23 protein-coding genes and 1 tRNA gene are annotated in these 21,176 nt (G+C 66.9%); 7 read left to right on the plus strand and 17 right to left on the minus strand.

Translation table 11 applies throughout. The features are described 5' to 3' along the window. Positions 1–149: 149 nt before the first annotated feature. From QE394_RS07840 to QE394_RS07855, 4 genes are all read right to left on the minus strand, one after another. Positions 150–698 (minus strand): isochorismatase family cysteine hydrolase, encoded by a 549-nt coding sequence (locus QE394_RS07840; protein ID WP_261618583.1) that lies wholly within the window; start codon positions 696–698, stop codon positions 150–152. A 61-nt stretch (positions 699–759) separates the two neighbouring features. Further along, positions 760–1,764 (minus strand): LacI family DNA-binding transcriptional regulator, encoded by a 1,005-nt coding sequence (locus tag QE394_RS07845; RefSeq protein ID WP_349034221.1) that lies wholly within the window; start codon positions 1,762–1,764, stop codon positions 760–762. After that, positions 1,764–2,351, minus strand: a complete 588-nt coding sequence (locus tag QE394_RS07850) for an HhH-GPD-type base excision DNA repair protein (RefSeq protein WP_261618581.1) — start codon at positions 2,349–2,351, stop codon at positions 1,764–1,766. The genes QE394_RS07845 and QE394_RS07850 overlap by 1 nt, the downstream gene beginning before the upstream one ends. A 60-nt stretch (positions 2,352–2,411) precedes the next feature. Next, on the minus strand, positions 2,412–3,947 hold the full coding sequence (locus QE394_RS07855) for an alpha-N-arabinofuranosidase (RefSeq protein WP_349034222.1): 1,536 nt from the start codon (positions 3,945–3,947) through the stop codon (positions 2,412–2,414). 573 nt (positions 3,948–4,520) lie between these two features. Here QE394_RS07855 and QE394_RS07860 point away from each other — a divergent pair. After that, a complete protein-coding gene (locus tag QE394_RS07860; RefSeq protein ID WP_349034223.1) occupies positions 4,521–5,297 on the plus strand; it encodes an ANTAR domain-containing protein in 777 nt (258 codons plus the stop codon). Between the two features lie 51 nt (positions 5,298–5,348). On the opposite strand, the gene QE394_RS07865 is transcribed toward QE394_RS07860, so the two are convergent. Then, entirely contained in the window at positions 5,349–6,008 is a 660-nt protein-coding gene (locus QE394_RS07865; RefSeq protein WP_056082783.1) for a dihydrofolate reductase family protein, read from the minus strand. A 508-nt stretch (positions 6,009–6,516) separates the two neighbouring features. Between QE394_RS07865 and QE394_RS07870 the strand changes: the two genes are divergently transcribed. Then, positions 6,517–7,023, plus strand: a complete 507-nt coding sequence (locus QE394_RS07870; protein WP_349034224.1) for a hypothetical protein — start codon at positions 6,517–6,519, stop codon at positions 7,021–7,023. On the opposite strand, the gene QE394_RS07875 is transcribed toward QE394_RS07870, so the two are convergent. The 7 genes from QE394_RS07875 to QE394_RS07905 form a co-directional block, all read right to left on the minus strand. Continuing rightward, positions 7,013–7,768 (minus strand): anti-sigma factor, encoded by a 756-nt coding sequence (locus tag QE394_RS07875; RefSeq protein WP_056082793.1) that lies wholly within the window; start codon positions 7,766–7,768, stop codon positions 7,013–7,015. The genes QE394_RS07870 and QE394_RS07875 overlap by 11 nt on opposite strands. Beyond that, positions 7,755–8,336, minus strand: a complete 582-nt coding sequence (locus QE394_RS07880) for an RNA polymerase sigma factor (RefSeq protein WP_056082796.1) — start codon at positions 8,334–8,336, stop codon at positions 7,755–7,757. The genes QE394_RS07875 and QE394_RS07880 overlap by 14 nt, the downstream gene beginning before the upstream one ends. A gap of 49 nt (positions 8,337–8,385) precedes the next feature. Then, the gene (locus QE394_RS07885; protein WP_349034225.1) at positions 8,386–9,108 is read right to left on the minus strand and encodes a class F sortase; all 723 of its coding nucleotides are present in this window, start codon (positions 9,106–9,108) and stop codon (positions 8,386–8,388) included. Between the two features lie 121 nt (positions 9,109–9,229). Beyond that, positions 9,230–10,060, minus strand: a complete 831-nt coding sequence (locus QE394_RS07890; protein ID WP_349034226.1) for a DUF4397 domain-containing protein — start codon at positions 10,058–10,060, stop codon at positions 9,230–9,232. Positions 10,061–10,167: 107 nt separating this feature from the next. Beyond that, positions 10,168–11,187 carry a LacI family DNA-binding transcriptional regulator gene (locus QE394_RS07895; RefSeq protein WP_349034227.1) on the minus strand — a complete coding sequence of 340 codons (1,020 nt, stop codon included), beginning with the start codon at positions 11,185–11,187 and terminating at the stop codon, positions 10,168–10,170. 69 nt (positions 11,188–11,256) lie between these two features. Beyond that, entirely contained in the window at positions 11,257–11,457 is a 201-nt protein-coding gene (locus QE394_RS07900) for a helix-turn-helix transcriptional regulator (RefSeq protein WP_056082808.1), read from the minus strand. Between the two features lies 1 nt (position 11,458). Beyond that, positions 11,459–11,926: a hypothetical protein gene (locus QE394_RS07905; protein ID WP_268159834.1), complete on the minus strand. Its 468-nt coding sequence runs from the start codon at positions 11,924–11,926 to the stop codon at positions 11,459–11,461. Between the two features lie 128 nt (positions 11,927–12,054). On the opposite strand from QE394_RS07905, the gene QE394_RS07910 reads away from it, so the two are divergent. Beyond that, positions 12,055–13,221, plus strand: a complete 1,167-nt coding sequence (locus tag QE394_RS07910) for an SGNH/GDSL hydrolase family protein (RefSeq protein ID WP_349034228.1) — start codon at positions 12,055–12,057, stop codon at positions 13,219–13,221. Between the two features lie 112 nt (positions 13,222–13,333). Here QE394_RS07910 and QE394_RS07915 read toward each other — a convergent pair. Next, positions 13,334–13,406 (minus strand) — tRNA-Lys (locus tag QE394_RS07915). 216 nt (positions 13,407–13,622) lie between these two features. Between QE394_RS07915 and QE394_RS07920 the strand changes: the two genes are divergently transcribed. From QE394_RS07920 to QE394_RS07935, 4 genes are all read left to right on the plus strand, one after another. Then, the gene (locus QE394_RS07920) at positions 13,623–14,282 is read left to right on the plus strand and encodes a hypothetical protein (protein WP_056082820.1); all 660 of its coding nucleotides are present in this window, start codon (positions 13,623–13,625) and stop codon (positions 14,280–14,282) included. 348 nt (positions 14,283–14,630) lie between these two features. After that, positions 14,631–15,194, plus strand: coding sequence for a hypothetical protein (locus QE394_RS07925; RefSeq protein ID WP_045731943.1), 564 nt, complete (start codon positions 14,631–14,633; stop codon positions 15,192–15,194). Position 15,195: 1 nt separating this feature from the next. Further along, on the plus strand, positions 15,196–16,206 hold the full coding sequence (locus QE394_RS07930; RefSeq protein ID WP_349034229.1) for an inorganic phosphate transporter: 1,011 nt from the start codon (positions 15,196–15,198) through the stop codon (positions 16,204–16,206). Positions 16,207–16,448: 242 nt separating this feature from the next. Then, a complete protein-coding gene (locus QE394_RS07935; RefSeq protein ID WP_349034230.1) occupies positions 16,449–16,778 on the plus strand; it encodes a hypothetical protein in 330 nt (109 codons plus the stop codon). A gap of 53 nt (positions 16,779–16,831) precedes the next feature. Here QE394_RS07935 and pstB read toward each other — a convergent pair whose 3' ends face one another. The 4 genes from pstB to pstS form a co-directional block, all read right to left on the minus strand. After that, the gene (gene pstB / locus QE394_RS07940; protein WP_015935591.1) at positions 16,832–17,611 is read right to left on the minus strand and encodes a phosphate ABC transporter ATP-binding protein PstB; all 780 of its coding nucleotides are present in this window, start codon (positions 17,609–17,611) and stop codon (positions 16,832–16,834) included. A 71-nt stretch (positions 17,612–17,682) separates the two neighbouring features. Next, positions 17,683–18,795, minus strand: a complete 1,113-nt coding sequence (gene pstA / locus QE394_RS07945) for a phosphate ABC transporter permease PstA (RefSeq protein ID WP_349034231.1) — start codon at positions 18,793–18,795, stop codon at positions 17,683–17,685. Continuing rightward, positions 18,796–19,728 carry a phosphate ABC transporter permease subunit PstC gene (gene pstC, locus QE394_RS07950; protein WP_056082832.1) on the minus strand — a complete coding sequence of 311 codons (933 nt, stop codon included), beginning with the start codon at positions 19,726–19,728 and terminating at the stop codon, positions 18,796–18,798. 106 nt (positions 19,729–19,834) lie between these two features. Next, positions 19,835–20,956, minus strand: coding sequence for a phosphate ABC transporter substrate-binding protein PstS (gene pstS, locus QE394_RS07955; protein ID WP_261618567.1), 1,122 nt, complete (start codon positions 20,954–20,956; stop codon positions 19,835–19,837). Between the last annotated feature and the right edge of the window lie 220 nt (positions 20,957–21,176).

The raw sequence follows: 21,176 nt of genomic DNA on the forward strand, positions 1-21,176 counted from the left end.
GCCACGTTTCAGGTCCATCATCCGGACGCCTCGGCGCGGACGCGCTGAGTCTCCCCGCCTTTGGCTCCCCCTTGGCAGCGGACGACGGCGGCTGGCCGGACACGCCGTCGTCATCGCTCAAAGGTGGGGAGACTCAGCGGCTACCTGGCTTAGCGGAGCCGGGCGAGGATCTCGTCCGTGGACTGGACCGGCTGGCGGTAGGTGGTGGAGAGGATGCGGAGCATGTCCGCCGCATCCTTGTCATCCTCGGAGGCCATGGCGTCCTTGGCGTAGCTGACCCGGATGTTGTGGGCGAAAGCGTCGGCGGCCGTCTGGGCAATGCAGTTGTGGGTGGAGACGCCGGCCAGCACCACTTCGTTGGCGCCCCAGTTCCACAACCGGGACAGTAGGTCGGTGCCTACGAACGCACTGTCGCGCGTCTTGTTCAGCTGCGGCAGGTCCCCCTTGGCCAGGCCCGGCACGGACTGCGCCTGCTCGGTGCCGCGGAAAATGAAGCCTTGGTCATCGTCGAGCATGCTGAGGGTCCAGGTGGACTTGTCCCGCTCATGCTCGGTGCCCACCAGCAGCGCCTTGTGGCCAGCGGCCTCGAATCCCTTTAGCAGCCGGTTGCATTCGCCCACCACCCTGTCCTGCTGGGCGGCCAGCTCAGGCGCTTCGAAGAAAGCGTTCTGCATGTCGATGACCAACAGGGCTATCACGTGGGGACCTTCCTCTCGCCGGACCGTTGTGGGTAACGTACCCACCTCCGGCCAAAAGACGCTAGGGCGCGGACTCCCGGATCCTCAGCTGAAATTCGGCTTCAACGTGCACTCCGGCGTCGGCGGTCTCGCGGCCGGCGATCCGATCCAGGAGCAGCGCCATGGACCGTTCGGCGATCTCGCCCATCCCGGGCGAAACGGTGGTCAGGGACGGTGAGGCGAAGCGGGCTTCGTCCACGTCGTCGAAGCCGGCAACTGCCACCTCCTGCGGCACCCTGACGCTGCGGATCAGGAGTTCGTGCAGCGCTCCGAGCGCCAGAACGTCGTTCAGGCCGAAAACGGCGTCGAACTCCACGCCCGCTTCCAGCAGCCCGGCCACGGCGGCGGCACCGGCGTCGCGGCGCCACTCACCCGGGGCGATCAGCGCCGGGTCAAAGGGGATTCCAGCGTTCTTCAAGGCGGTGCGGTAGCCGTTGAGGCGCAGCCCGGCGGTGCCGGTGGATTCCTCCGGCGTGGCACCAATGACGGCAATACGACGGCGGCCTCCCGCCAGCAGGTGGGAGGTCAGCGCGGCGGCGGCCTCCTCGTTCTTCATGGTGACCAGGTCGAACCGCGGGTCCACGATATGTTCGCCCAGCATCACCAGGGGCTTGGATCCGGCCCGCTCGGCAATGGCGTCGGCGCCGATGGACAGCGGTGTGAAAAGCAGGCCGTCCGTGAGTTGCCGGAACGGGCCCTGGAGGGCGTTCAATTCGGCCGTCCCCTCCGCGGCGGACTGCTCCACCAGGACGCGGTAGCCGTGTTTGGTTGCCGCGTCCATCAGCTTGGAGGCGAGTTCGGCGTAGTAGGGCGCCGAAAGGTCCGAGAGGACGAGGCCCAGCATGGAGGTCTTGCCAGACCGCAGGCTGCGGGCGGTGAGGTTGGCTTCGTAGCCCAGTTCCGCGATGGCATCTTCCACCCGCTGCTTGGTGGCGGGGCGGATGAACTCATAGTTGTTCAGGACGTTGGAGACGGTCTTGAGTGAGACACCCGCAGCCTTCGCAACGTCGTTCATGGTTACTGCCATTAACGTTCTTTTCCTGCCTTCGCCGCGGCCTTGGCCGCCTGCTTGCTGGCCCTTACCTTGACCAGGGATTCCGGGTCCACGATGTCCGCCACGGACAGGTAGGAGCCGTCCTCACCGTAGTGGCCTGCCGCTTCCCGCCAGCCGGGGGCCTGGAGACCGCGCTGTTTGCCCAGCAGGGCCAGGAAGATCTTGGCTTTCTGGTCACCGAACCCGGGCAGGGCCTTCAGCCGCTTCAGCACCTCGGCGCCGCTGGGCTCGCCCCGGGTCCAGATGGCGGTGGCGTCGCCGTTCCAGTCGTTCTGCACGGCTTCGGCGAGCGCCTGGACCCTGGCGGCCATGGAACCGGGGAACCTGTGCACCGCAGGCCGTTCCTTGAACATCTCCACGAAGGCCTGCGGATCATGACCGGCAATGGCTTCGGGTGAGACGGTTCCGATACGGGTCCTGATCTTTTCCGGCCCCGCGAACGCCGATTCCATGGTTACCTGCTGGTCCAGCAGCATGCCGGTCAGCAGCGCGAAGGCGTCCTCACTCAACAACTTGTCCGCGGCGGGATCCCCCGTGATGTGCAGCTCCATGCCGTCCATCCTCCCACCTGCGGGCCGCCGTCGTCATAAGGACGCCTCCGCCGTCACCGACCCGGGGTGTTAGCTGCCCACCGCTAGGCGGATCATGGACCAGGACACCGCCGGGAGCTCCGCGGTGAGGCGGCCGCCATCGGCCTTGACCGTGACGTTCTCCGCGGGCTCCACGGACGTAGAATCGTCCGCGCTTGCCTGCCAGTACGGGTCCTTGTTGGCATAGGTCAGCGCCTCCAGCACGCGGACGTTGCCCAAGCCCGCGACGGCGGCATCCAGGGTGAGTGCGTCCGTTGCCGATCGGTTGACGGCGAACACCACTGCCTCGCCCTTGCCGGCGTCGAAAGTTGCAACGGCGGACAGTGCGGCGACGCCTGCGGTGGTGCCGCCGCTGACCAGCGGGGATTCGACGGCGAGCTGCAGGACAGTGCCGGCGGCGTGCCTGGAGGTCAGGGCAAAGGGGTGGAACGTGGTCTGCTTCCAGGCGCGGCCGCCGGGTTCGGTCATGATGGGGGCAATGACGTTGACCAGCTGGGCCAGGCTCGCGGAATGGACCCGGTCCGTGTTCTTGAGCAGGGTGACCAGCAGGTCGCCCACCACCACGGCGTCTGCCACCGTGTAGGTGTCCTCCAGCAGCACGGGGGCTACCGGCCAGTCCTTGCCGGAGGGTGCCTTGGACTCGGCCCTGCTCATGTGCCAGACGTTCCATTCATCGAAGGAGATGTTCACCTGTTTGGTGGACTTCTTCACCGACTTCACGTGGTCGATGTGGCTGACGATGTCCTTGATGAAGGCGTCCATCTTGTGCCCGGCAGCCAGGTGTTCCTGGAGGTCGCCGAAGTCCTCGAAGTACTGGTGGGCGGAGATCAGGTCCACCAGCTCATAGGTTTCGGACAGGACCACGCGCTCCCATTCGCCGAACGTGTCCATGGTGGGACCGGAACTGCCGCAGGCTACGAGCTCCAGGTCCGGATCGATCATCCGCATGCCGCGGGCCGTGTCCGCCGCGAGCCGCCCGTATTCGAGGGCGTTCTTGTGGCCGATTTGCCACGGGCCGTCCATCTCGTTGCCCAGGCACCACATCCTGATGCCGTAGCCGTCCTGTGCACCGTTGGCGCGGCGCTGGTCGGAAAGCTCAGTACCGCCGTCGATGTTGCAGTACTCCAGCAGGTCCATCGCCTCCTGGATGCCGCGGGTGCCCAGGTTGACGGCCATCATGGGTTCTACGCCGGCCTTGGCGGACCACGCCGCGAATTCGTCCACGCCCACCAGGTTGGGGTCAGTGGAGTGCCAGGCCAGGTCGAGGCGAACAGGCCGCCGGTCCTTCGGCCCCACGCCGTCCTCCCACCGGTAACCGGAGACGAAGTTGCCACCGGGGTACCGCACGGTGGAGACGCCGAGTTCCCGGGTCAGGTCCAGGACATCACGGCGGAAACCGTCCTCATCGGCATCGGGGTGGTCGGGCTCGAAGATGCCGGTGTAGACGCACCGGCCCAAGTGCTCCACGAAGGCGCCGAACGTGCGGCGGCGGACTGGACCAACGGTGAAGGCCGGGTCAAGGGTTACTTTGGCGGTTGCCGGTTCAGGGGTTGCCACGAAAAACATCCTCGTTCTCTTTTGATTTACAACGTTATAGAAAATATTGTTGGCGCTGCGGTGATCTGAGTCAAGGGTGCGGCGCGAAACGGCCGCCGGAAAGAAACTTTTTCGCAGCCGGGCCGGGAGCTGAAGCGGCACCGGGCGTCCCACCTGCGGCTACGCGCAAAGCAAGTAGCGGTTTCGAGTATCCAAGTAATACCTAATCTGAAAGTCGAGTACCGTTACTCATTCTCCGGCCCCGGACAGCCCACTAGGTTTTTCACAGGGACAGGGCGTCTTTCTGCCCCTGCAGGACTTAGCTCACCAGGGGGTGTGAGAGTGGCAATGCACGCACGACAGGTGAGCCCAAACTTCCCGGGTCAACGCACCCGGGTACTAAGCGGGGCCGGCGACGAGGAGGCCTTTGAGACCAAGGCCTCTCCCCCAGCCGTCGCCGGCCCTCTTCTTTCTTCGCGCCCTCATGGACCGCGTCCTGCCGCCGGGTTGCCGACGGTTGCGCCGCATGGCAGCACGCAGGTTTCCACCGGTCCGGCCTCGAAAACAGCACAGGCTGGCCGGAATGACGGCAGCCAGGCGATATTGCTTGATCTGGTCACCGGGGCAGACTCACTGACCGATTCCCTTGACCGGCTGGCCGCCGCTGCGGTCCGGTCGGTGGCAGGTACCCAGCAGGCGGGCGCGCTTCAGTCAGCTGGCACGCGGATCGAATGTGCGGTGGTGCTGACCCAGCCCCGCCGGTCTCCCGCCATTACGGGGACATCGCGGGACGCGGAGCGGATGATGGTGTGGGAGCAGCAGGCGGCGGAGGGCCCCACCAGCGAGGTGCTGGCTGGCGGCCATCCCGTGGCGGTTCTTCAACGGCACGGGGATTTCCGCTGGCCGCGCTACTGCAGCGAGCTTCAGATTGCCGGTTTTGGCAGCGTCCTGGGCGTAAGGCTCCGGTTTGACGGTTCAGGCGATGCGGGGGGTTCGGGCCCATCCGGTGAAGCACCGGGCGCGGACGCGGAAACCCACGCTGCGCTGGCGTTCTTCGCCCCGGATTCCAAAGCTTTCCCCCTGCAGGTCATCGCCGAGGCCCGCGCCTTCGCCGGGTTGGCATCCCGGAGCCTGCGGATGGCCCTCGACCTGCATACAGCCCGTTCCGTGGCCTCGGACTTGCGCTCGGCACTGGACAGCCGCACCTCCATCAACGTGGCGTGCGGCGTCATCATGGCCCAGAACCGGTGTTCCTACAACGAGGCGTTTGCCATCCTGGCCAAGGCCTCGAGCCACCGGAACATCAAGGTCCGCAGGATTGCGGAGGACATCCTCGAGCGGCTGCCCGAGGGGCCCCCGCAATCCCACTTCGGTCACTAGCCCGCAGGCAGGCCCGCCCGTCGGCCTTGCGCTGACACGACGCGGGCCGCGCTATGCGTCGGCGCGGCGGGTGAAGACCATGTGCACCACTCCGGCCGGCGATGTGGTGGATTCGATGTCGAAGCGCTCGTCGAGTCCTTCCAGCCCGTCCCACAGCCGCTCGCCGCGGCCAAGGATGATGGGTACCACGGCGATATGCATATGGTCGATCAGGCCTGCCTGAAGAAACTGCCGCACCGTGCCGGCACCGCCGCCAATCCGGACGTCGAGGCCGGGGGCCAGTTCGCGGGCCTTTTCGAGCGCCGTTGCGGGGTCGGCGTCAACGAAATGGAACGTGGTTCCGCCCTCCATTTCGAGGACCGGCCGGGGGTGGTGGGTCAGGACAACGACGGGCGTGTGGAAGACGGGGTTGCTGCCCCACCACCCCTTCCACTCTTCGTCCTCCCAGGGCCCGCGCTGGGGGCCGAACTTGTTGCGCCCCATGATTTCGACGCCGATTCCGGTGCCCCACTGGCTGGCGAAGGCCTCATCGACACCGAAGGATGCCTGCCCCTCTCCGTGGAGGCCCATGGCGCGGAAGGTACGGGTCCCGAAGGCCCACTCCATGAGCCGTGATCCGGCATGGCCGAACGGGGCCTCGAGTTGCTGGCCCTCACCCGTGCCGAAGCCGTCGAGGGAGACCGAGAAGTTGTGCACGCGGACGAGGGACATGTCATCTCCTGGGGTGTGCTGACCTGGTCAGATCACCTTAGGGGCAATGAACCCGGAAGCTCCAGAGCCTGCGGCCAGGAAGCAGCAGCGCTGGTCCGTGCGAGCCAGTCCATCATCGCCCCAAGTCCGCAGCCGAATACAGCAACCTGCCCCGCAGTCTCTTAACGGCCGCGTGCTCGACGAACAGGGGAACCATCGTCCTCACAGGCCCCGAATTGAACGCCGCATATTCCTCGCATACCGCGTCTTCAACTTCAGCGCGGGAGCACGAAGGAAATCTGCCCTCGAGGGCGTTGATCAAAGACACCAGAGCCCGCTGCTCTTCACTGCACTCCACCCTTGACCTCTTCGTCGAAGCTTCAGAATTTTCACTAGCCAGTCAAGCATCTAGTATAACTAGCAAAAAGTCCACGCGTTGGCACAAGCAGTCGACGGGAAACAGCGTTCATCAGCAGCAATTCGGGGTACGGTCCATGGAACTGCCAGCCGGATGGATTGAGGGGAACCTGTGAGCACCACCAGAGCCGAAGCCGGGCGCATACCCGCTGCGGCCCTGGCCTGGCTGCCTGGCCCGATCGCCGCGGGGCTCGGACTGCTGGCGCATGTCCTGGGCGGCGGGGCCTCACCCTCACCGCCGATTGTGGTGGCGCTGGCAGCGTTGCTGGGCATGGCGGCCGCCATCGGCAAGCCCGGGCGGCTTCCCGGGTGGGGCCTGCTCCTCACCGCGGGGATCGCCCAGCAGTTGCTGCACTTCGCCTTCGCTGACTTTTCGGTTTCCACGGGATTCGACGCACCGGCCCATGATCACGGCCAATCGCCCGTCCAGGACCCAGGTACGGCAAACCAAGGCCATACCCAAGGAGCCGTGCCGCACGATCTTCACCTGCTCCTGTACCTGCACATGGCCGCGGCGCTGCTGACGGTTTTCGCCACCCGGCAGCTGGACAAAATCCCCGTACGGCGAAGCCAACGAAATCCGATAGCTACGGACGGCGGCGTTCCGGTCAGGAAGTGAGCGTCCCCCGGACGATGCTGACCGATGAGTGGGCCGGATTCCCGTCCACCGGCTCGTCGGAGACATCCACAATCGGATAGTCCGCCAGCTGGAGGCCTGCGGGCACCTCGAAGCTTCCCGAGTCCGAGTTCATGATGCCCAGGCTGACCAGCCGCGACAGGTCCGGGGCAATCAGCCAGACTTCCTGGTAGCCCCGCGCCTCGTCCTTATCCAGCGTGACATCCAGTCGGCGCGAGCCGTCCGCAGCCTCCACCACCTTCGCCGATCCGGTAGCGGAGTACTGGGCAAGCGGCGTCAGCTGGGCCTGCGCCAGCGGAATGGGCTGGGCAGGCCGGGTGGACACCCAGATTCCGCCTGCCGCAACCATCACAACGGCAGCAGCGGCGGCGATCCATGTCCCGGTGCGCTGCCACCACGCCTTCTTCCGCGGGCCGAAGGCGATAACGTTCGACGGCGCCGGCCCAGCAGGTGAGTCCGCAGGCTTGGTAGCGGCTCCACCCAGCGGGTCCTCCTGGACAGCCTCGGCAAGCCCAAGTTCCCGGTGGATTCCGGCCCACACGTGCGGTCCGGGAACGGACAGGCTGGCGGTATCCGGCGTCGTCTTCACCGCGTCAACTGTGCGGCGCAGCGCGGCGTAGTCGGCGGCACATTCGGGGCAGACGCCGAGGTGCTCCCGGCCGTCCGCGTCCTCCCAGCCCTCGTACATAGCAAGGAGGCTCAACTGTTCCGGATCAAGATGCGGCATGGTCTACCTCCAATCGGCTTCTCAAATGCGTCAGGCTGCGGCGGATGTGGCTCTTGACGGTACCAAGCGGCAGGCCCAGTTTCCGTGAGATCTGTTCGTGCGTCAGGTCCTCATAGAAGGCAAGCTTCATGATGGACCCCTGAGGTTCGCCCAGCCTGTCCAGTTCGCCGTCCAACAGCAGCCGGTCGGCCAGGACCTCTGCGGCCTCTGTTCCGGCACCGAATTCTCCGGCGGCCAGTCCGGCCCCGGCCACCGCGTTGGCCTTGCGCACTTCGCGTGCGGTCGCCGAGTGCGCGTCGGTAATGACGTTCCGGGTGATACCCACGATCCAGGCGGGCAGCCGGGCCAACTCCGGCTTGAAGGTGTTCCGTGAGCGCCACACCCGGATGAAGACCTCCTGGGTGACGTCGTCGGCCGCGGACCGGTCCGACAGGGAACGGAGGGCCAGGGTGTGCACCAGCGGGGCGAATTCGCGGTAGGCCGCCGCCAGAGCCCGCTCGTCACCGGCGAGGAAGGACGCGGTCAGTCCGTCATCCCAGCCGCGGGAGGCCTGCGCAGGAGAGGTCACACGCGGCTCCTTCCCGGCATCGGTGACGAGAATCATGGCTTGTCACCGCTTACCCGGGGACCGCGGTGACTATCACATTGTCGCTGTAGTCCATCCGCTCGTCCAGCCACCGTCCGCCGCAGGTGACCACCTTGAGCTCGTGGGGGCCGGCGCGGCGGAAGAGCGAGCCGCCGTCGAACCTGTCCTTGGCCATCAGTTCCACCCTCACCACACGGTAGGTGAGGTCCGGGGCGCCATCACGGCCCACGCGGACGGCGGTCCCCTCGGCCAGCGATTTCAGGGCCGAAAACGGAGCCCTGTCCGAGGCTGTGTCGATGTGGCCGGCGATGACGGCCGCCCCCTCTGCCGCGCCCGGGGCCGGTCCGAACCGGTACCAGGCGGCGCGGTCGAAGGCGTCCGGGATTTCCATGGCGCCTTCGCCGGACACTCCCCCGGGAACCACGGACATGTCGATGGCCGTGCCGGCAATGGAGATCGACGTTGGCGCAGGGTCTGCCGGAACAGCGCCCAGGGTGGCCGGATGGACGGGAATGGGCACCACACCCGGCCGGGCGGCCGCGCCCGGGACAGTGGTGCCCGGGGCAGCGGGAACCGCATCGGAAGCAGCCGCTGCTGCGGAAGCTGCTGTGCTGGCGGGTGCAGCGGACGGTGCTGAGGACTGGCCGGCAGGCGCACATGCGGTCAGGACCACAATGGACGCGGCGGCGGCGATCCGCACCCCAACTGACGGGCGACGGCGGGACTCCCCTGCCGTCGTCGTACGTCCGTTCATCTCTGTGGCCTTTCTCGGTCCCGGGCCCCGCGCCCGACGGGGATTAGTGGTTTTGTGGTGGGTGGCCGCCCGGCGCAGGTGGGCAGGGTACGCCGGGCGGCCGGTCTTTCGGTCCCGGACGCTACTGCCGGACGCGGCGCGCTGCCACCGCGCGGGCCGTGCCGAAGCCGCCCAGCAGCAGGGCGAGGGCGGCTGTACCGAAGCCCAGGACCAGTCCTGCCGGTGCCGGTGCATCGGCGGATCCGTCGCGGGCGCCGGGGACAGAACCGGGTGCGGAGTGCAGGCCGGGGATGGTCTGCACCGCGAGCTGCAGGTTCTTGTCCGCCAGGCTGCCCCACGCGTACACGATGGTGTGGGTGCCCTCGGCGATGGTGACGTCCGCCGGGCCGATCACGGGGGCAGTGGTGCCGGTGGCGGCCACCGCTGCGGATACCGTTCCGGGATCCAGGGTGAGGGTTTGCTCGTTGGGGTTGGCCAGGTTGGTGACCACGGCGCTGCCTCCGGCCAGGACGTCGACGGCGGGTGCCGCGGCGGTGTGCCGGACGGTGAGCTTGCCCTTGCCCGCGGCGATCTGGGACACGTCATTGGTGAAGAGGTTGGCTGTGGGTTTGCCCGCGGCGTCAAGGTTGGCCACGGCGGTGTAGTTGCCGTTGGCTGCGAGGTTCACGGTCACCGGGCCGATGACGGCTGCGGAGGCGTCGGCCGCATCCGCTGCGGTGATCGCGATCTGGTAGGCGCCTGCGGGCAATGCCAGCGGCCCTGCCAGGCTGCCCGGGGTGAAATCATCCAGGGTGCGGTCGCCGTTGACCCAGACATCCACGGTCAGCCCGGGGACGCCGTGCAGCACCGATAGTTGGGCGTCGCCTTCGGCAGCGCTGGCGGGACCGGCCAGGGCCATCGCGGCGGCAATGGCTGCGGCACCGATACCTGCTGTGAAAATCCTCTTTCGCATGTCCTTCTCCTTGGTCGGCCCGTCAGCCGGGCGCTTTTCGCTTACACCCCTACTACTGGTGCGGGCGCGGAGTTGGATGCAGAATCATGGAACTTTTTGTGGGCCGCCTATCCGGCCGCGGGCGGGGCGGTGCTGGACCGTGGCACGAGTTCCGGCGTGACCACGGTGGAACTGACCCCGGCGCCGGCCTCGATTTCCTTCAGCATGACGTCCAGGCAGCGGCGGCCCAGCTCCTCGAAGTCCTGCCGGACGGTGGTCAGCGGCGGGCTGAAGTACCCCGATTCCGGCTGGTCGTCGAACCCGACTATGGAGACGTCGTCGGGCACGCTGACGCCGGCCTCTGCGAAGGCCCTCAGGATTCCCAGCGCCATCTGGTCGTTGCCTACGAACAGGGCGGTGGCGCTGCGCCGTGCCGCAAGCCTGCGGCCGATGGCGTAGCCGCTGCCGGCGCTCCAGTCCCCTTCCGCCAGGAGATCGTCCGCCAGCCCGGCGGCGTGGAGTGCTTCGCGCCATCCCTCGGCGCGCTCAGCGGCGTCGGTCCAGCCGGCGGGACCGGAGACGTGGCCGATCCGCCGGTGCCCCTGGGCGATGAGATGTTCGACGGCGAGCCGCGCCCCTGCGCGCTGGTCCACCATGGCACCGCTCACCTGGCTGTTGCCCAGCGATCCCACGGCCATCACCGGCACCGGAATGTTGAGCGCATCGAGCGCCTGGAGGGTCTCGGCGTGCGGCACCAGCACGGCGATGCCGTCCACCGCCTGGTCCAGGAAGTGGCTGACGGCGTCGGCGATGGCCGCTCCGCTGACCTCACGGAGCGCGGCGATGCTGACGAAGTAGGCGGCGTTGCGGGCGGCCTGCTCCACGCCGAGGAGGGTGTTGGCAGGCCCGTACTGGGACAGCTCGCTGGCCAGGACCCCGATGGTGTGGGACCGCCTGGTGACAAGGCTCCGGGCAGCCGTGTTCCGCCGGTACCCCAGTTCCGCGATGGCGGCCTCCACCTTTTCCCGGGTGGCTTTGCTGACATTCGGGTGGTTGTTGATGACGCGGGAGACGGTCTGGTGGGAAACGCCGGCCACATCGGCCACGTCCTCCAGGCGCGGCATCCTGCCCTTGCTGCTTTTAGCCATCTGCCTATTGTCCCCGCTGGAGCGGAAAGCCCGCCCCGGGCCCCGCACTGCGTGGTGAGCGGGACCCTGTTAGGGATTCCCGTCCGGAAGGAACAGTTCTTCAAGGGTGGTCTCGAAGATCCGGGCGAGCCGGAAGGCCAGGGGCAGTGAGGGGTCAAACCGTCCGCGTTCTATGGAGATGATGGTTTGGCGGGAGACCCCCAGCTGGTCCGCAAGCCGTTGCTGTGACCATCCGAGCCGTGACCGGCACTCGTTCACGCGGTTTTCCACTTCAGCCCCGGTGGCGCAGCAGCAGGTAGCGGATGCCGAAGGAGGCGAAGCAGACAGCCAGGATTGCCGGCAGGACCAGTTTCAGGTCGGCCGCAAGATCGGCAGGAACGAATGCGGCCACGGCGGCCAGGACTCCCAGGACCAGGACGAGGTCCGTGAACGATCCTGAGGCTGCCTTGTCATACCACTTGCCTTCGACCGACTCCTCGGGCCGGTCAACTGCGCCTTCAACCGAGTTTCTGTCGACCACCAGGACGTACATCAGCGCCATCGCCGGCATTGCCAGGCACGCGGTGAAAACCGCGAAACCGAGGGCGGGGTTTGACCCGGCCAGGCCGGTCCCCACGGCCAGCCAACCGCCGGCAGCCCCGAGGAGTAGGCCGCCGGGAATGGCGATCAGCACCGCGGGAATCCGGCCACCCCCGAATCTTGCCTGCCCCCACCTGGTGCGTGTCTGCTGCCCTGCCATGGTGTCCCCCTCGATATGTATAACAAACTTTACATGTCTAGTCTGCTTTACATTGCCGGGTACTGCAAGGGGCGTCATCCGCCGGACGGTGCAGTCGGATCAGCGGGCCGGCGTGATGGAATGGCGGTATGACCCTGGACCACGGTGCGCCTGGTACGTTGCCGGCTGCGATCAAAGGCGCCCTGGACGTTTCCCTCGACGAGGGCGGAATGTCGGTCAGGCGCCTACCGGCCTGGACGCAGGCCCAGTTCGGCGGCGACGTGCCGCTGGCCAAAGCCAACTCCACACCCTCCGGGGTGCGGCTGGAATTCCTCACAGACGCGGCCTGGCTCGAACTCGATCTGACGTTCACCCGGGAATCCGCGGCCTGGCGCTGGCGTCCGCTCCAGGCAGCCGTGATCAGCCTGACCACCTCGGATGGCCATGCCGAAAGCAGGGACTTCCACGAGGGGGACGTCCTGGAAACCTTTCCGGACGGGCCCAGCACCCTCGCCCCGGGAGCCCCGTCCACGGCACGATTCGAGATACCGGGGCCGCGGCAGGAGCGCACAGTCACCCTGTGGCTGCCGCACCGGGGAAGCGCCCGGATCCACGGCATCCGTTCCGAAAGGCCAGTGCAGCAAGCGGCGCGCACCGGTCCCCGCTGGGTCCACTACGGAAGCTCCATCAGCCAGTCCTCGCACGCCGAGGCACCGCTCGGGGTGTGGCCCATCATTGCCGCCCGCAACCTCGGCCTGGACCTTTATAACCTGGGGCTTGCAGGCTCCGCCCACCTTGACCAGTTCGTGGCCCGGACCATCCGCGACCAGCCCGCCCACCTCATCACACTGAAGGTGGGCATCAACATCATCAACAGCGCCAGCCTCCGCCGGCGCACGTTTGCACCGGCCCTCCACGGATTCCTGGACACCGTGCGGGACGGCCACCCTGAAACCCCGCTGGTCCTGATATCGCCCATCTTCTGCCCAGAGCATGAGGACGCCCCCGGCCCCTCACGGCTGGTGGACGGGAAGTTCTTGGCCACCGACGTTCCCCGCAAGCCCGGCGACGGACTGCTGACCCTCCGCGACGCCAGGAGCATCCTGGCGGAGGCCGTCAGCGAACGCGGCACATCCGATCCGAATCTGCATTACCTGGACGGGCTGCGGCTTTTCGGGTCCGCCGACGCACATCTCCTCCCGGACCGCCTGCATCCGGACGCCGAGGGTTACGGGCTGATCGGCGAACGGTTCACGGCTATTGCGGCAGGCAGCCCGTGGCTTGCCCCGGCAGCCCAGGCGCGCGTCAGAAGCTAGTTCGCAGGACCGTGCCGTGAAGGTGCTGACCGGCGAACAAGCCCGGGACCGGCGCCACAACGGGCAAACAAAAACGGGCCGGAAGCTCCACGCTTCCGGCCCGCTGAATGGGTGGGCCCTGTGGGGCTCGAACCCACGACCCACGGATTAAAAGTCCGATGCTCTACCAACTGAGCTAAAGGCCCCAGCCGGCTGGTCAACGCTGCAGTCTGCCACGTTCGCCATCCCGGCCCATCCATTTCTGGACGTTAATACTCTAACCCATGGTTCCGGCGCCTCCGCACGCAGTCCGGACGCCGCCGTCGGGCGTTCCACGTCGGAACCGGCACCCGCTTTCCTGCCCGGTCCTGCGCCTGCTCCGCATGCTCGATTCAGGCACGGCACAGGAGTAGCGTGGGGGCATGAGCGAGCAAGCAGGATCCAAGCCATACGGCGGCGCGAACCGGCACCACAAGCCCAAGCCTTTCGCCCCCATCGACTTCGAGCCCTTCGCCGGCGGCGCCGACCCCGCCCGGGTGTCCGAGGCCGCGCACCTCGCCGCGCAGGCCCTGGTGCGGCATGGCCGCGACAGCGACGATCCCGTCATCACCGAGCGCCTGGTGCGGCTCGCGGACGAACAGGGCCTGGAAGCCATTGCGGAGATGTGGGCCGAAAGCCCGGCCCGCTCGCTGCCGGGCGCACTCTGGCGGCTCTACGCCCTGCGTGCCGCCACCGTCCAGGACCCCGAGCGCATCTCCGTCTACTTCCGGGCAGGCAAAGACACCGCGCAGGTGTCCAACGTGGTTGCCGGCGTCGCAGAGCCGCCGGGGGCGGATGAAATGCGGACCATGGCGGACGCCGTCCTCTCGGGCGCGTTCGACGGCGAGTTCGACGTCGCGCTGGAACGTTCCGCGGCTTTCTGCCGCGTGGTGGCGCTCGGCCAGGTGACGCTCGCCGACGGCGCCGAGCACGCCAACGAGGCCCATGCCAGCCGGCTGACCCGCAACTCGCACCAGCTGGTAAAGACCGCTGAGGACCTGGAGCACGCCGCCAACGCGTGGCGCCTGGGTGAACTCGACTGAATCCCTCTGCCCAAGCACCGCCAACTGTCAAGATTGACTTGGGCGAAGCATCGTAGAAGACTGAAATCGGTGCCGAACCGCGAAACCCCCGGGCTTCAACACTCAGCCGCCTAGAGCGGCCTACCGCCGAGAGGCGTATCCGGTTCGGCACCATTTTTCTGCCCGTTTTACCGTCCGCCCATTTCAGGCCCGCAGCGACGGGCCGGTAGAGTTAGCGTCAGTTGCGCGCCCGGGTCAAGTCACACGGCGGCAATCCCCCGCCTTGAACTTTTCCCGGAGACCGGTAACCACGTGAAGCAGTTGCGTCTATTTCCCCAGGAGCCCGCCGGGCTGAAACTCCTCTCCCAGATGGCGCAGCAGATTGTCCTGGCCAGCGGCACCCTGGCGGAAATCCTCGGAGTCTCGGCCGCGGACCACGCCAAGCTCGTGGAGGACATGCACAACCATGACGCAAAATCCTCCGAGCTGCACTATGCCCTGCTGACCCACATGCGGACCAGCTTCGTGAACCCGCTCCCCCGCGAGGACATGTACACCCTGTCCCGCTACCTCAACGAAGCCATGGAAAAGATGGACGCCGCGGCCGAACTGGTTGCGCTGTACAAGCTCGAACGGCTTCCCAAGCGCGCCGCGGACCAGCTGGAGATCATCAGCAGGCAGGCGGAACTGACCGTGGACGCCATGCGCCGGCTGAACAACCTGGACGACCTCGAGGACTACTGGATCGAGATCCTCCGCCTCACCAAACGGGCCGAGCGCACGCACCGGGTGTGGGTGGCGGACATGATCTCGGACATGAAATGGGCCCAGTACTCCCGCAACCGGGACGTGGCCAACCAGCTGGTGGAGGTCACCAAGGACATGCGGCGCATCGCCACGCAGGTGGGCAGCATCATCGTCAAGGAATCGTGAGGTGACGGCAGTCTTTTTCGGCGCGGTGGTGCTCCTCACCGCCGCGTTTGCCTTCCTCAACGGCTTCCGGGACGTCTCACTCTCCACGGCCCTGCCCGTCCGCAACCGGGCACTCACGCCCAGCGTGGCGGTCCTGCTGGCCGCCTTCTTCAACTTTGTGGGCGCGCTCCTGAGCGCCACCCTGGCCGTTGCCGTCAGCCAGACATGGATCAGCCTGCCCTCCGGCACCGACGGCCTGACCATCCTCGTTTCCGGCCTTCTCAGCGCCTGCGCCTGGGGCCTGCTGATGTGGTGGCGGGGCATACCCGTCCCGTCGACGCACACCCTGGTGGGCGGCCTGACCGGAGCCGGGTTGGCCAGCCTCGCGGTCGGCGGAACCGGGGTGGGCGGGGCAGACCAGTCGCTCCTCCTGCAGGTGGTCCTGCCACTGCTGCTCTCCCCCTTGGTGGCGTACAGCGGCGCGTTCCTGCTGGTGTATCCGGCCACGTGGGCCGCCCGCCATACCCAGCCGAGTGTGGTGAACCAGCGCTTCCGCCGCAGCCAGGCCATCGCCGCCGGCGCGGTGGCATTCGGCCACGGCCTGCAGGACGGCCAGCGGGTCAGCGCCGTGCTGTTGCTCGCCCTGCTCGCGGCAGGATATTCCGACGGCGGGAGCATCCCCGTGTGGGTTGTCCTCCTGTCTGCGGTGATGATTACCGCCGGAACCCTGTTTGGCGGCTGGCGGATATCCCACACCATCGGCTACAAGCTCACCCGGGTGGATCCACTGCGCGGTTCAGTGGCCCAGATCTACAGCGCCCTCATGCTGTTTGTGGGGGCACTGGCACTGCACTGGCCCCTGTCCACCACCCACACCGTCACCGCGGCGGTCCTGGGAGCCGGCGAGAACCAGCACTTCTCCGTCACCAACCGGAAGCTGGTGATCCGCATCGTGGGGCTCTGGATCCTCACCCCGGTGGCGACGGCGGCACTCGCCTTCGTGCTGGCGCTGGCCCTGTCCGCGGCAGGCTGAGCGCCCCATTTTCCTGTACAGTCCCCGCGCCGGTGACGTACATTCGAAAGACGTCCCCCAGGGCTGGGTGCCGGGGATGCGTCCGGCGCCCCGTGCAACCGCCGGATTAGCGCCGCTGCTGCAACCGGCGGCATGGATGCACATCGCGGAAAAGAGCAGGCATCATGTCTACTTCCAATCCCCGGCGCCCGCTGCCCCAGCCACGGCAGCTCGGCTGCGCGACCTGCGGCACGGAAAACCACGTGACTATCCACGCGATCACGGCCCTGGACCCCGGCGGCGGGGACCTGGTGACGGTGTCCTACACCTGCGATGAATGCAGGCAGTTCCAGGAGCATCTGGCCTACGCCACGGACGTGGCCGCTGCCCTCCACCAGGTGCGCTCCATGACGCAGGTGATCATGTTCGGCGATGACTACGTCCACTGCGGCTACCCCATGGACGAAGCCGGGTTCGAGATCGAACGGCTGGGCTACCGGAACCGCATGGCGGGAGGCGGGTTCAACGCCGTCTGCCTTCCCACCAGGGTCCTGCGGTGCCGGTGCGGTTTCCAGCTGGAAGTCCCCGAGTAGGCGGGCCTGGGGAAGCAGCGCCTGCGGTCCCCCCTTTTCCGAGGCTGCCGAATTTACCCGAAGCGGCCGGAGACGTAATCCTCGGTGGCCTTCTCCACGGGGTTGCTGAAGATGGTGTGGGTGTCGCCAAACTCGATCAGCTTGCCGGGCTTGCCGGTACCGGCGATGTTGAAGAACGCGGTCTTGTCAGAGACGCGCGCGGCCTGCTGCATGTTGTGGGTCACGATCACCACGGTGTACTGGTCCTTGAGCTCGTTGATGAGGTCCTCAATGGCCAGCGTGGAAATGGGATCCAGGGCGGAGCAGGGCTCGTCCATGAGGATGACCTGCGGCTCCACTGCGATGGCACGGGCGATGCAGAGGCGCTGCTGCTGTCCGCCGGAGAGGCCGGAGCCGGGCTTGTCCAGGCGGTCCTTGACCTCGTTCCACAGGTTGGCGCCCTTCAGTGAGCGTTCCACCAGGACATCGGCTTCGCCCTTGGAGATCTTCTTGTTGTTCAGCTTCACGCCGGCCAGCACGTTGTCCCGGATGGACATGGTGGGGAACGGGTTGGGGCGCTGGAACACCATGCCGATCTGTGAGCGGACCGTTACGGGGTCCACTCCGTTGCCGTACAGGTTGTCTCCGTCGAGGAGGACCTCGCCCTCCACGCGGGCGCCGGGGATTACCTCGTGCATGCGGTTCAGGGTCCGCAGGAACGTGGACTTGCCGCAACCGGACGGGCCGATGAACGCGGTGACGGACTTGGCCTCGATGTTGATGCTGACGTCTTCCACGGCGAGGAAGTCGCCGTAGTAAACGTTCAGGTCCTTGACGTCGATGCGCTTAGACATGGTGTTCCTTCACTAACTGGGGATGAATTGAAGTCTGGCATCCGGCCCGCGGGACCGGAAGGGGCTGCGGCTCAGCGGCCCGCTTTGGGGGCGAAGATGCTGGCGATCAGCCGTGCCGCGAGGTTGAGGATCATCACCAGGATGATCAGCACCAGCGCCGCGCCCCAGGCCCGCTCGGACGACGGGTCCGGATTGGCGGGCGAGGTGGGGTTGAGGATCTGGGTGTAGATAAAGGTGGGCAGCGAGGCCATCCAGCCGCCGAAGACGTTGGAGTTGATGCTGGTGGCAAAGCCTGCGGTGACCAGGATGGGCGCTGTTTCGCCGATCACCCGGGCGATGGCCAGGGTGACACCGGACGCGATGCCGGAGATCGCCGTCGGGATGACCACCTTGAGGATGGTGCGCCACTTCCGCACACCCAGGGCGTAGGCGGCCTCGCGGAGTTCGTTGGGGACGATCTTCAGCATTTCCTCGCTGGAGCGGACCACCACCGGAATCATGAGGACGGACAGCGCGACGGCGGCCACTGCACCGGTCTTGGTTCCCGGGCCCACCACTGCGAAGAAGAAGGCAGCTGCGAAGAGACCGGCCACGATGGACGGGATGCCGGTCATGACGTCCACGAAGAAGGTGATGGCCCGGGCCAGGCGGCCGTCGTTGCCGTACTCCACGAGGTAGATGGCGGTCAGCAGGCCCACCGGCACGGAAATGACGGTGGCCAGGAGGGTGATCTGCACGGTGCCCAGGAGCGCGTGGTAGATGCCGCCCAGGACGGGGGCACCCTCTTCAACGGCCCGGTTGTCGTAGACGCCGGTGACCCCGTTCATGGAACTGCTGAGGAAGCCGGGGTTCAGGAGCCCGGGCACGCCGTTGACCAGCACGGTCCAGATCACGGAGACGAGCGGAAGCAGCGCCACGAGGAAGGAGCCCACCACCAGGCAGGTGGCCAGCCGGTCCTTGGCCTTGCGGGACCCTTCCACGGCGGCGCTCCAGGATACGAGTCCGACGGCGAACAGCAGCGCCGAGACGAGGCCCCACCCGAAGGCGTTGAAGCCGATGAGCGCCAGGATGGCGGCGCCCACGATCAGGGCGGCGGCCAGGACAATGTACGGGGCGTACTTGGGCAGCTGGCCCTTGGTCAGTGCAGAGCGCTTGCTGCGCCCCGGGGTAAGCGTGGAGGTCATTTAGTTGGCTCCCGAGAATTCTTTGTGCCGGGTGATGATCCAGCGCGCAATCATGTTGACGGCCAGGGTGATGACGAACAGGACCAGGCCTGCGGCAATCAGCGTGCTCACCTTCAGGCCGCTGGCCTCCGGGAAGTTCAGGGCGATCTCTGCGGCGATGGTCTGGTTGCCGGACTGGATCAGGCTGGCGGTCAGCGCGCCGGAGGACAGCACCAGGGCCACGGCCATGGTTTCGCCGAGCGCACGTCCAAGGCCGAGCATGACGGCGCTGATGATGCCGGGCCGGGCAAAGGGCAGGACCGACATCTTGATCATTTCCCAGCGGGTGGCGCCGAGGGCCAGGGCGGCTTCCTCATGCAGTTTGGGGGTCTGCAGGAAGATTTCCCGGGACAGCGAGGTGATGATGGGCAGCACCATCACGGACAGGACGATGCCCGCCGTCAGGATGGTCTTGCCGGTGGCGGAGGCGGGTCCCTGGAAGATGGGCAGCCAGCCCATGTTGTCCGCCAGCCAGTTGTAGGCCGGGGAGATCTCCCGGGCCAGGAATGTTGCGCCCCAGGCACCGTAGACCACTGACGGGATGGCGGCCAGCAGGTCAACCACGTAACCCAGGCCGGCGGCCAGGCCGCGCGGGGCGAAGTGCGAGATGAACAGTGCAACGCCGATGGCGATGGGCGTGGCGATCACCAGCGCGATGACGGCCGCGATCAGCGTGCCGATCACGATGGGCCAGATGTAGGCGAAGAAGCCTGCCCCGCCCTGGATTTCGGCGGCCGGTGCGGTGAGCGCCGGGATGGCCTGGACCACCAGGAAGAGCGCGACGCCGAACAGGACGGCAAGGATGAGGCAGCCGGCGGCGAGCGCGGCGCCCGAGAAGATTTTGTCCCCGGTGCGGCCGGCGCCCTGGGTGCTGGTCAGGGAGGTGGCGGTCATTCGACGGCCCTTCGATCGTTAACTGGCACGAAAAAGATTGCTGCGTCCAAGCCGAAGTTCCCCGCCTGCCTCTCGGCAGGCGGGGAACCCGGTTTTGGTGCGGCTGCTAGGACTTGACCTTGATGGAGTCAATGGCCTTCTGGGCCTTCTCCGCGAGGGAGGAGGACAGCGGGGCGGACTTCGCGGAGTCGGCGGCGGCCTGCTGGCCTGCGTCGGAGACTACGTAGTTCTCGAAGGCCTTGACCAGGTCAACGGTCTCCTGCTTGTCGTAGGCGCTGCAGACCACATGGTAGGAAACCAGAACCACCGGGTAGGCGCCGGCGGCGGTGGTCTTGCGGTCCAGCTTGATGGAAACGTCGTTGGCGGAGCGGCCATCAACGGGCTTGCCGGCTTCAACAGCCTTGGCGGCGGCGTCGGCGGAGATCTTGACGAACTCCTCGCCCACCTTGATGGAGGCGGTGCCGAGCTTGCCGCCCACAGCGGAGTCGTCAGCGTAGGTCACGGCGCCGGGAGTGTCGGTAACGGTCTTGACCACACCGGAAGTGCCCTTGGCGTTCTCGCCCTGGAGGCTGGCGGGCCAGACGCCGGAGGACTTGTCAGTCCAGACCTCGGGGGCAGCGGAGGCCAGGTAGTCGGTGAAGTTCGTGGTGGTGCCGGAGTCGTCAGAGCGGTTCACCGGGGTGACCTTCAGGTCCGGCAGGCTGACGCCCTCGTTCAGGGCGGCGATGGCGGGATCGTTCCAATTGGTGATCTGGCCGCGGAAGATCTTGGCAACCGTGGTGGCGTCCAGCTTCAGCTCGGTGACGTTGGGGATATTGAACGCAACGGCGATGGGCGAGATGTACACCGGGATGTTGATGGCGCCGTCGGGGCCGCATACGGTCTTGGAGCTTTCGAGCTCCTCATCCTTGAGGTATGCGTCGGAGCCGGCAAACTGGGCCGAGCCGTCGATGATGGCCTTGCGTCCCGCGCCGGAACCGTCCGGGGAGTACTGCACGGTGGCGCCCTGGTTGGCGGAGGCGAAGCCTGCCTTCCACGCGTCCATGGCTGCGCCGGTGGAGGAGGCGCCGATGCCGGTGAGGGTGCCCGTGACCTTGGGGCCGGAGGAAGTCTGGTTGCCGGCAGGCGTGGTGCCCGTGGCGTTGTCTGAACCGCAGGCGGTAAGCGCGAGTGCGCCGGCTGCGATAACAGCGATAGCCGCGTGGCGGCCGAAGCGGAGTGCCTTCACTAGGTGTACCCCTTCCAGGGATATTCAGTGCGGGCAGGGACGGAGAACCCTGCTGCGCGATGCGTACGTTCTGTACCTTCAATGAAGTTATGGGCCGCAGGTAACGGGATGGGCTGCCCAAAGTGAACGGGACCTTAACGACGGCGGGACTTTGGTTAACACTTGCCGGGTCACCATTGCGCAGATCACATTCGCCGCCGTAGTGCAGCTGCGCGCGCCG

This window comes from Pseudarthrobacter sp. SORGH_AS 212, from assembly GCF_030818145.1.
In the GTDB taxonomy this organism is placed as follows: Bacteria; Actinomycetota; Actinomycetes; order Actinomycetales; family Micrococcaceae; genus Arthrobacter.